This is a genomic window from Streptomyces sp. NPDC098789 (assembly GCF_044759975.1).
GTDB lineage: Bacteria > Actinomycetota > Actinomycetes > Streptomycetales > Streptomycetaceae > Streptomyces.
Genome location: NZ_JBIWAJ010000005.1, coordinates 482,995 through 490,061, shown reverse-complemented (window position 1 = coordinate 490,061; position 7,067 = coordinate 482,995). Strand labels below are relative to the sequence as shown.

Here is a 7,067-nt window from a genome sequence, read left to right as displayed (position 1 = left end):
CAGGGGGGACCCTGTGGGAGAGTAGGACGCCGCCGAACAATTTTTCCGGGAAAGCCCCGCACCTTATGGTGCGGGGCTTTTCTGCGTTCCGGACCAGAAATACGTAGGGTCGGGTGCATGAGCTACGACCTCGTCATCTTCGACAACGACGGCGTGCTGGTGGACAGCGAGCCGCTCTCCAACACCATCCTCTCCGGGTACCTGACGGAGCTGGGGCACCCCACCTCCTACGAGGAGTCCCTGCGCGACTACATGGGGGCCGCGGTGCACCGGGTGCACGACACGATCCTGGAGCGGACCGGGGAGCGGCTGCCCGAGGACTTCGACGACACCCTGCACGCCCGGGTGTTCGCCGCCTTCGCGCGGGAACTGCGGCCCGTCCCGGGAGCCGTGGAGGTCCTGGAGGAGCTCACCGCGCGCGGGATCCCGTACTGCCTCGCCTCCTCCGGGAGCCACGAGCGGATCCGGGTCGGGCACCGCACCACCGGACTCAACGAGTGGTTCGAAGAAGAGTGGATCTTCAGCTCCGAGGACGTCGGCAAGGGCAAGCCGGCCCCGGACCTGTTCCTGCACGCCGCCGCGCGGATGGGAGTCGAACCCGCGCGCTGCGTCGTCGTCGAGGACAGCCCGCTCGGGGTGCGGGCGGCCCGGGCGGCCGGGATGGACGTCTTCGGCTTCACCGCGATGACCCCGGGCGAACGGCTCGCGGGCGCCACCGGCCTGTTCGGCGAGATGAAGGAGCTCCCGGGGCTTCTCCAACTCGATATGTGATCGCTCTACCCACGGGTAGCACCCGCGCCTACGCTGAGCCGCCATGACAGCAGACGTGCGGCTGCGCCGTGGACGAGGGTCCCTGGGCTTCAGCTTCTTCGTGCAGGGCGTGACCTTCGCCCTGCTGGTGACCCGGATCCCCGCGATCCAGGACCAGTACGGGATATCCGACGGCCTCCTGCCCGCCTTCCTCGCCGCCGTCCCCGTCCTCGCCGGGGTGGCGAGCGTGGGGACCGAGCACCTGGTGAAGCGGGTCGCGCCCAGCACCGTACTGCGCTGGGCGCAGCCGCTCGTCCTGCTCGCGCTCCTCGGCGCCGGCGCCGGGACGCAGATGTGGCACGTCGCCCTCGCGCTCGGCGCGTTCGGGCTGGCGGTGGGCGCGCTGGACGCCTCGATGAACATGCTCGGGGTCAGCCTCCAGCGGACCTACGGCCGCAGCATCATGCTGGGCTTCCACGCCTCGTACAGCCTCGGCGGGATCGTCGGCGCGTCCGCCGCGTGGGCGGGCGCGCACTGGCACCTGTCCCTCTTCACCAGCTACCTGCCGGCCGTGGTGGTGCTGTTGCCGCTCGCCTTCGTGGGCAGCCGGTACTACGTCGACCAGCGCGCGGCCGACCGGGCGGACACGGGGCCCGCCGAGGCGGCGAAGGGACTGGGCACCGGCGGGTTCAAGCTGCTGCTGCCGCTCTGCCTGGTGATGGCCTGCGCCTACATCGGGGACTCGACCGTCTCCAACTGGGGCGCCAAGTACCTCAAGGACGTGCTCGGCAGCTCCGAGCAGCTCTCCACCGTCCCCTACAACGTCTACATGGTGATGACCCTGATCGGGCGGGCCGTCGGTGACCTCGGGGTGCGGCGCTTCGGCGCGGTGGCCGTCGTGCGCGCCGGGACCGTCATCGCCGCGGGCGGCTTCGCCGTGGTGGCCGGCGCGCCCGGGGCGTGGATCGGGATGCTCGGCTTCACCCTGCTCGGGATCGGGCTCTGCGTGATCGTGCCGCAGACCTTCGCCGCGGCGGGCCGCCTCTTCCCCACCGCCTCCGACACGGCCATCGCGCGGCTCAACATCTTCAACTACGTCGGGTTCCTGGTCGGGGCGCCACTGGTGGGCGCGCTCGGCGACGCGTGGAGCTACCGGGGGGCCATGCTCGTCCCGATGGCGTTGGTCCTCGTCACACTCCTCTACGCCCGGTCGTTCGCCGCGGAGGGCGCCCGATACGGTGGCGGGCATGAGCGGCGAGTCAGTGACAGGGCTGTTGATGTGGGACGAGGCGGTAACGAAGTATGACTTCGGGCCCAGCCATCCGATGGATCCGGTGCGCCTGGCGCTGACCATGGGCCTGGTGCGGGCCTTCGGGCTCGACCGGGAGGTGGAGGTGCGCGCCGGCAAGGCGGCCGGTGACTCCACGCTGCGGCTGGTCCACCGCGAGGACTACGTCGCCGCGGTGCGGGAGGTCTCCGCCGACCCCGGGGTCGCCGACGGTTCGTACGGTCTGGGCACCGTGGACGATCCGGCCTTCCACGGGATGCACCAGGCCTCGGCGCTGATCGCGGGGCAGTCGGTGGCCGCGGCGGAGGCGATCTGGCGCGGGGAGGCGGCGCACGCCGTGAACTTCGCGGGCGGGCTGCACCACGCGATGCCGGGTGGCGCGGCCGGCTTCTGCGTCTACAACGACGCAGCCCTCGCGATCGCGCGGCTGCTGGAGCTGGGGGCCGAGCGGGTCGCCTACGTGGATGTGGACGTGCACCACGGGGACGGCGTGCAGGCGGCCTTCTGGGACGACCCGCGGGTGCTCACGGTCTCCCTCCACGAGCATCCGCGGACCCTGTTCCCGCAGACCGGTTGGCCCGAGGAGACCGGCGGGCCCGCCGCCGAGGGCTCGGCCGTGAACATCGCGCTGCCGGCCGGGACCGGGGACGAGGGGTGGCTGAGGGCCTTCCACGCCGTGGTGCCCGAGCTGCTCGCGGACTTCCGGCCGCAGGTGCTGGTGACCCAGCACGGCGCCGACACGCACTTCGAGGACCCGCTCGCCCACCTCGCGGTGTCGCTGGACGCCCAGCGGGCCGTGCAGGAGGCCTGCCACGAGCTCGCCCACGCCCACGCGGACGGGCGGTGGCTCGCCCTCGGCGGCGGTGGGTACGCGATCGTGGACGTCGTACCGCGCTCCTGGACGCACCTGGTCGCGATCGCCGCGCACCGGCCGCTCGACCCGGCGTCGGCGGTCCCGGCGTCGTGGCGCGACGAGGCGTACGCGCGGACGCGGCAGTTGGCCCCGGCCCGGATGACGGACGGGCGCACGCCCGAGTGGCGGGAGTGGGAGTCGGGGTACGACCCGGCGGACCGGATCGACCAGGCGGTGCTGGCGACCCGGCGGGCGGTCTTCCCGCTGCGCGGGATGCTGACCTGACCCAGCGCTCGCAGGGGTCTTCGCGCAAGTGCGACATTAGGCCAACTGTGGGGCGCTTTCCTTGAATTGATGATCCGTCGGATCGGGTGCGGCAGCATCGGAGGGGTGTTGAGCACCGGCGCCCTGCGTGCGCATCTGCTGGCCGCCCGGTTGGCCGGGCCCGTCGCCACCTCCCGTGAGGAGAGCCTGCGCAGCTACCGGCTGTTCGCCGCCCGCGATCCGCGGGCGCTGCTCGGGCTCGACCCGCGAGGGGGGTGGGCGCAGCCCGATCTGCTGCGGCTGATGGCGGACCGGTGCGGGGTCTCGGCGGATCCAGGGCACGTCAGTGGCCCGGACGTGATCGATCCCGAGCGGACGCTGGCCGGGCTGGACGCCTTCGCGGGGCGGTTGCGGGAGGCGGCGCTGACCCGGGCCCCCGTGCTGTTCGGCACCGGCCATCCGCACCGGCTCCTGGGCTTCTACGCCGCATTGGCCAGTGCCTTGTCGGCGGTGGGATGTGTCGTCCTCACCCCGGCGCAGGGGGTGTCCGTGGACATTCCCACGCGGTTCGGCGTACGCACGCACCGCCTTGAGTACGTACGGGGGGTCGCGCTGGTACGGGAGCCGGGCGTGCGGCCGGTGGGGGGCGCCACCGGCGCACACAGTCATTCGCCGCTGCCGGTTCGGATCGCGTTGGGCGCCTTGGCGGAGTCCGGAGGGCCGCTTCCGGAACTGGTGGTGGGGGATCACGGTTGGGTCTGCGGGGCAGGTCAGCTGGGCTTCGCGGCCATCGGGCTGGCGGATACGGACGACCCCGCGCCCTTCGTCGGCGAGGCCGAGGGGAGCGTGTGCGCCGTGGTTCCGCTTGATGACGCGGTGCGCTCGGACTACTACCGTCCGCTCACGCGGTACGTGTTGGGGCGGGCGGGGCTCGCGGACTGAGGTGTGGCCGGGACTGGTGCCTGTAGCTCCTCTTCCCCACTCGTATCACCCGCCCCTACTCTGGGGAGTGAGCGTGCGACGACGGGGCGTAACCGGAGGGGAAGCCGGTGCCCGTCATGCGCGGAAGGTCAAAGGTGTGTCATGGCTGCTGGCGAGAGGCCTCTCAGTGAGGTTCAGTTCCTGACCGTGGCGGAGGTCGCCTCGGTGATGCGAGTGTCGAAGATGACCGTGTACCGGCTGGTGCACAACGGTCATCTGCCCGCGATCCGGGTGGGCCGGTCCTTCCGGGTCCCCGAGAACGCGGTCCACGAGTACCTCCGAGAGTCCTATGTGGGGGTGGAGTCGGCCTGAGACTGACGTCCCCGGACACCGTCGGCCACCCTCGGATTACGGGCTCAGAGTTCTGGCGGGTAGGCTAGGCCGACGTAGGTCGTGTGGGCCCAGACGCCCCGCACCGATCCCCGCTAGCGTGGGGATGTTCCGAGAAGTGAGCGAGGGTAGTCGTGGGCTCTGTTATCAAGAAGCGGCGCAAGCGGATGGCTAAGAAGAAGCACCGCAAGCTGCTCAAGCGCACCCGCGTTCAGCGCCGTAACAAGAAGTAAACGGCAGCTGTACGTGTTTTCCACAGCCCCTCCACCATCCTGGTGGAGGGGCTGTGGTGCAGCCGGGGTACGACGAGGGAGGCGCTGAGCAGTGGGGAAGGTCGTGCTCGTGACCGGGGCAGCCCGGCAGCTGGGGGGCCGATTCGTACGCCGGATCCAGCGCGACCCGGAAGTCGAGCGGGTGATCGCGGTGGACGCGAGCACCCCGCCGCACCGGCTGGGGTCGGCCGAGTTCGTCCGGACGGACATCCGGCAGTCGGCGATCGCCCGGGTACTGGCCGAGTACGCCGTGGACACCGTGGTGCACCTCGCGGTCACCGGCGGCGGTGGTGTGGGCGCGGGCGGCGCGGGGAGCGCCGTGAAGGAAACGAACGTCATCGGGACGATGCAGCTCCTCGGGGCCTGCCAGAAGTCCCCGACGGTGCGGCGCCTGGTCGTGAAGTCCAGTACGAGCGTGTACGGGGCGGCTCCGCGGGACCCGGCCGTCTTCAGCGAGACCACCCAACCCAAGTCATTGCCCGCCCTGGGCTTCGCGAAGGACGCGGTCGAGGTCGAGGGCTACGTGCGCGGCTTCGCGCGCCGCAGGCCCGACGTGGCCGTGTGCGTCCTGCGCTTCGCCAACATCCTGGGGCCCTTCGCGGATTCGGCGCTCGCCGAGTACTTCTCGATGCCGGTCATGCCGACCGTGCTCGGCTACGACCCGAGGCTCCAGTTCGTCCACGAGGACGACGTGCTCGACGTGCTGCGGCTGGCGGCGGGGGAGCCCCGGCGCGGCACCCTGAACAGCGGCACCTTCAACATCGCGGGGGACGGCGTCCTGCTGCTGTCCCAGTGCTCGCGGCGCCTGGGCCGGCCCACGATCGCGCTGCCGCTGCCCGCGCTCACGTGGGTGGGCTCCGCGCTGAAGGCGGTCGGGGTCACCGACTTCTCGCCGGAACAGACCAGACTGCTCACGCACGGGCGGGTCGTGGAGACCTCGCAGATGCGCGAGGTGCTGGGATTCAAGCCGATGTACACGACCGCCGAGACCTTCGCGGACTTCGCGCGGAGCCGGGGGAACGGGCTGCTGCCGCCCGAGCGGGCGGCGCGGGCCGTGGACCGGGTGGCGGGCGCGCTGAAGGTCGACGTCGCCGTGGCAGGAACCGGGTCCGGAGCCGGATCCGCGGCCGAAGAGGGAGCGCAGCGATAGTGGCGGACGCCAAGGTCATTCCGTTCGACGAGGACCGTCCGCGGCGGCGGGCCCGGCGGGTCCGGGCGGTGACCGCACCCGATGCCGGGGCGGGGCCCGTCGTGGCCGCCGGGTCCGTGGCGGCCGATCCGGACGCGGTGTCGGGCGCGGTGTCCGCCGTGCCCGCGCCGGCCGCCCCGAGCGGGTGGGAGCGGCGGCTCGCGGGCGGGTTGGCCTTCCTGCGGCGCCGGGTCACCGGTGACTACGAGGTCGACGACTTCGGGTACGACAAGGAGCTGACCGACCAGGTCCTGATGTCGGTGCTGCGGCCGGTGTACGACAAGTACTTCCGGGTCGAGGTCAAGGGCATCGAGAACATCCCGAAGGAGGGTGGCGCGCTGATCGTGGCCAACCACTCCGGGACGTTGCCGTTGGACGGCCTGATGATGCAGGTCGCGGTGCACGACCACCACCCCGCGCAGCGGCACCTGCGACTGCTGGCGGCGGACCTGGTGTTCATGCTGCCGGTGGTCAACGAGCTGGCGCGCAAGGCCGGGCACACCCTGGCGTGCGCGGAGGACGCGCAGCGGCTGCTGGAGGCCGGGGAGCTGGTCGGGGTGATGCCCGAGGGCTTCAAGGGGATAGGGAAGCCCTTCGAGGACCGTTACAAGCTCCAGCGGTTCGGGCGCGGGGGCTTCGTGTCGACGGCGCTGCGGGCGGGGACGCCGATCGTGCCGTGCTCGATCGTGGGGGCGGAGGAGATCTACCCGATGATCGGCAACGCCAAGACGGTGGCGCGGCTGCTCGGGATCCCGTACTTCCCGATCACCCCGACCTTCCCGTGGTTGGGGCCGCTGGGGGCGGTGCCGTTGCCGACGAAGTGGACGATCCAGTTCGGCGAGCCGATCGCCACGGACGGGTATCCGCCGGAGGCGGCGGAGGACCCGATGCTGATGTTCAACCTGACGGACCAGGTGCGGGAGCAGATCCAGCACACGCTGTACAAGCTGCTGGTGCAGCGGCGGTCGGTCTTCTTCTAGGCACGTCCTTCAAGCGCGTCGAGGCATGGCGGAGGGCCGGCGGGGGGGGGGGGCCCCCCCCCCCCCCCCCCACCGGGGGCCGGGGGGCGTGGAGCCCCTTGTGCCCCCGCCCGGCCCCCCGGCCCCGGGCCCGGGCGGGGCGGGGAAATCCCCGCGCCCG

General features: G+C 71.9%; 8 protein-coding genes. All 8 read left to right on the top strand.

Translation table 11 applies throughout. From position 1 onward, the window contains the following. Positions 1-117: 117 nt before the first annotated feature. The 8 genes from ACIQWR_RS14570 (at position 118) to ACIQWR_RS14535 (ending at position 6,907) form a co-directional block, all read left to right on the top strand. Positions 118-771 (top strand): HAD family hydrolase, encoded by a 654-nt coding sequence (locus ACIQWR_RS14570; protein WP_404008468.1) that lies wholly within the window; start codon positions 118-120, stop codon positions 769-771. Between the two features lie 43 nt (positions 772-814). Then, complete coding sequence (locus tag ACIQWR_RS14565; RefSeq protein ID WP_404008466.1) at positions 815-2,056, top strand: MFS transporter; 1,242 nt, start codon at positions 815-817, stop codon at positions 2,054-2,056. Further along, positions 2,028-3,176, top strand: a complete 1,149-nt coding sequence (locus ACIQWR_RS14560) for an acetoin utilization protein AcuC (RefSeq protein WP_404008516.1) — start codon at positions 2,028-2,030, stop codon at positions 3,174-3,176. The genes ACIQWR_RS14565 and ACIQWR_RS14560 overlap by 29 nt, the downstream gene beginning before the upstream one ends. Before the next feature lie 105 nt (positions 3,177-3,281). Further along, the gene (locus ACIQWR_RS14555; protein ID WP_404008463.1) at positions 3,282-4,097 is read left to right on the top strand and encodes a phosphatase; all 816 of its coding nucleotides are present in this window, start codon (positions 3,282-3,284) and stop codon (positions 4,095-4,097) included. Positions 4,098-4,238: 141 nt separating this feature from the next. Then, on the top strand, positions 4,239-4,448 hold the full coding sequence (locus ACIQWR_RS14550; RefSeq protein ID WP_008738568.1) for a helix-turn-helix domain-containing protein: 210 nt from the start codon (positions 4,239-4,241) through the stop codon (positions 4,446-4,448). Between the two features lie 152 nt (positions 4,449-4,600). Then, entirely contained in the window at positions 4,601-4,699 is a 99-nt protein-coding gene (locus ACIQWR_RS14545) for a 30S ribosomal protein bS22 (RefSeq protein WP_003948845.1), read from the top strand. A gap of 91 nt (positions 4,700-4,790) precedes the next feature. Next, a complete protein-coding gene (locus ACIQWR_RS14540) occupies positions 4,791-5,888 on the top strand; it encodes an NAD-dependent epimerase/dehydratase family protein (protein ID WP_404008460.1) in 1,098 nt (365 codons plus the stop codon). Further along, positions 5,888-6,907 carry a lysophospholipid acyltransferase family protein gene (locus tag ACIQWR_RS14535; protein WP_404008457.1) on the top strand — a complete coding sequence of 340 codons (1,020 nt, stop codon included), beginning with the start codon at positions 5,888-5,890 and terminating at the stop codon, positions 6,905-6,907. The genes ACIQWR_RS14540 and ACIQWR_RS14535 overlap by 1 nt, the downstream gene beginning before the upstream one ends. Positions 6,908-7,067 lie beyond the last annotated feature (160 nt).

Excerpts from the sequence above, each read along its gene's own strand:
- ACIQWR_RS14570 (WP_404008468.1), top strand. The coding sequence starts at position 118 with ATGAGCTACGACCTCGTCATCTTCGACAACGACGGCGTGCTGGTGGAC.
- ACIQWR_RS14565 (WP_404008466.1), top strand. The coding sequence starts at position 815 with ATGACAGCAGACGTGCGGCTGCGCCGTGGACGAGGGTCCCTGGGCTTC.
- ACIQWR_RS14560 (WP_404008516.1), top strand. The coding sequence starts at position 2,028 with ATGTGGGACGAGGCGGTAACGAAGTATGACTTCGGGCCCAGCCATCCG.
- ACIQWR_RS14550 (WP_008738568.1), top strand. The coding sequence starts at position 4,239 with ATGGCTGCTGGCGAGAGGCCTCTCAGTGAGGTTCAGTTCCTGACCGTG.